The sequence below is a fragment of the Rhizobacter sp. genome (genome assembly GCF_035702065.1).
Classification (GTDB): Bacteria; Pseudomonadota; Gammaproteobacteria; order Burkholderiales; family Burkholderiaceae_C; genus Rhizobacter.
This window is the reverse complement of the sequence record NZ_DASSRA010000287.1, coordinates 1-2,036: the sequence shown is the minus strand read 5'-3', so window position 1 is coordinate 2,036 and position 2,036 is coordinate 1. Positions and strand designations below refer to the sequence as shown.

The 2,036-nt window shown below is 68.7% G+C and carries 2 protein-coding genes; both read left to right on the top strand.

Annotation, left to right across the window (positions count from 1 at the left end):
- The coding region (locus VFL64_RS13095) for an acetate/propionate family kinase (RefSeq protein ID WP_489540820.1) at nucleotides 1–1,092 on the top strand (1,092 nt) is incomplete at its 5' end.
- Nucleotides 1,089–1,871 carry an enoyl-ACP reductase FabI gene (gene fabI, locus VFL64_RS13090; protein WP_489540819.1) on the top strand — a complete coding sequence of 261 codons (783 nt, stop codon included), beginning with the start codon at nucleotides 1,089–1,091 and terminating at the stop codon, nucleotides 1,869–1,871. The genes VFL64_RS13095 and fabI, both read left to right, overlap by 4 nt.
- Nucleotides 1,872–2,036: the final 165 nt, after the last annotated feature.

Here is a 2,036-nt window from a genome sequence, read left to right as displayed (position 1 = left end):
GAGCCCAGCTTCGCCGCCAAGGACGAAGACGGCGCCGAGATCGCCCGCCACGCCTGGCCCAAGGGCGCGGACTTCGGCCACGCGGGCGCGATCCACTTCCTGGCGGAGTTCCTGCGCAGCCAAAGCGGCGGCCACCACCTGGTGGCCGTGGGGCACCGCGTGGTGCACGGCGGCATGCAGTTCGCCCAGGCCACGCGGGTCACGCCCGAGGTGGTGGCCTCGCTCGCCAAACTGTCGCCGCTGGCGCCGCTGCACCAGCCGCACAACCTGAAGCCGATCGAGATCCTGTCCCAGTCGCAGCCGCAACTGCCGCAGGTGGCCTGTTTCGACACCGCCTTCCACCGCGGCCAGCCCGAGGTGGCGCAGGCCTTTGCCTTGCCGGCATCCATCACCGAGCGCGGTGTGCGCCGCTACGGCTTCCATGGCCTCTCGTACGAGTACGTCGCCAGTGCCTTGCCGAGCTTCGACGACAAGGCGGCGAACGGCCGCACCATCGTCGCCCACCTCGGCAACGGCAGCAGCATGTGTGCGATGGTGGCGGGGCGCAGCGTCGCCAGCACCATGGGTTTCACCGCCGTCGACGGCCTGCCCATGGGCACGCGCAGCGGCAACCTCGACCCCGGCGTGCTGCTCTACCTGATGGATGAATTGAAGATGGACGCGCGCGCCATCGAAGACCTGCTGTACCGCAAGTCGGGCCTGCTGGGCGTGTCGGGCGTGTCGAGCGACATGCGGGCCCTGCTCGACAGCGACGACCCGCGCGCGCGCCTGGCGGTGGAGCTGTTCGTCTACCGCATCGGCCGCGAACTCGGCTCGCTCGCCGCCGCCGCGCAGGGCGTGGACGCCATCGTCTTCACCGCGGGCATCGGCGAGCATGCGGCTGTGATCCGCGAGCGCGTGTGCCGGCAGGCGAAGTGGCTGGGCGTCGAGTTCGACGCCGCGGCCAACCAGGCCGGCGGGCCGCGCATCAGCACCCCGTCCAGCGCCGTCTCGGCCTGGGTGGTGCCTACCAACGAGGAACTCATGATCGCCCGGCACACGCGCGACGTGCTGGTTCAGCCCCAGACCCATCAGCAGGGAGCATCACGATGACCGGCGATCAACGCAGCTCGATCCTGGCCGGCAGCAAGGTGCTGGTGGTCGGCATCGCGAACGAGCACTCCATCGCCTACGGCTGCGCCAAGGCCTTCCGTGAGTTGGGCGCGCAGCTGGCCATCACCTACGGCGGCGAGAAGGCCAAGCCCCATGTGGAGCCGCTGGCCCGCGAACTCGGGGCCGATATTTTCATGCCGCTCGACGTCACCCAGCCCGGCGAGATGGAGGCGGTGTTCGAGCAGATCAAGCAGCAGTGGGGGCAGCTCGACTCGGTGGTGCACTCGATCGCCTGGGCGCCCAAGGGCGACCTGCAAGGCGGCCTGCTCGACTGTTCGGCCGAAGGCTTTGCGAAGGCGATGGACATCTCGTGCCACTCCTTCGTGCGCATGGCCCGCCTGTCGGCGCCCTTGATGACGCAGGGCGGCACCCTGTTCGCGATGAGCTACCACGGTGCCAACAAGGTGGTTGCCAACTACAACGTGATGGGGCCGGTGAAGGCGGCGCTCGAAGCCTCGGCCCGCTACCTGGCCTACGAACTCGGGCCCAAGGGCATCCGCGTGCATGCACTCTCGCCCGGCCCGCTCAAGACACGTGCCGCCTCGGGCCTGAAAGACTTCGACCTGCTGCTGGCCGAGGCCGCGCAGCGCGCGCCGATCGGTGAGCTGGTCGACATCATGGACGTGGGGTTTACCTGCGCGTTCCTGGCCACGCCGTATGCACGCCGGCTCTCCGGCGACACCGTCTACATCGACGGCGGCGTGCACATCATGGGTTAGGGCCTGTTCACACTAAATGAGCACCCACGTGACTCAACAAAAGCCCGCCAACGAGGCGCAAAGCGCAGCTGTAGCACTTGCTACAGCGAGCATTTGCAACGCTGTGGGCGGGCTTTTGCTGAGATCACCCGAAGGGCCGGGGCCTGAAGGCGCGTGCGGCGGCGT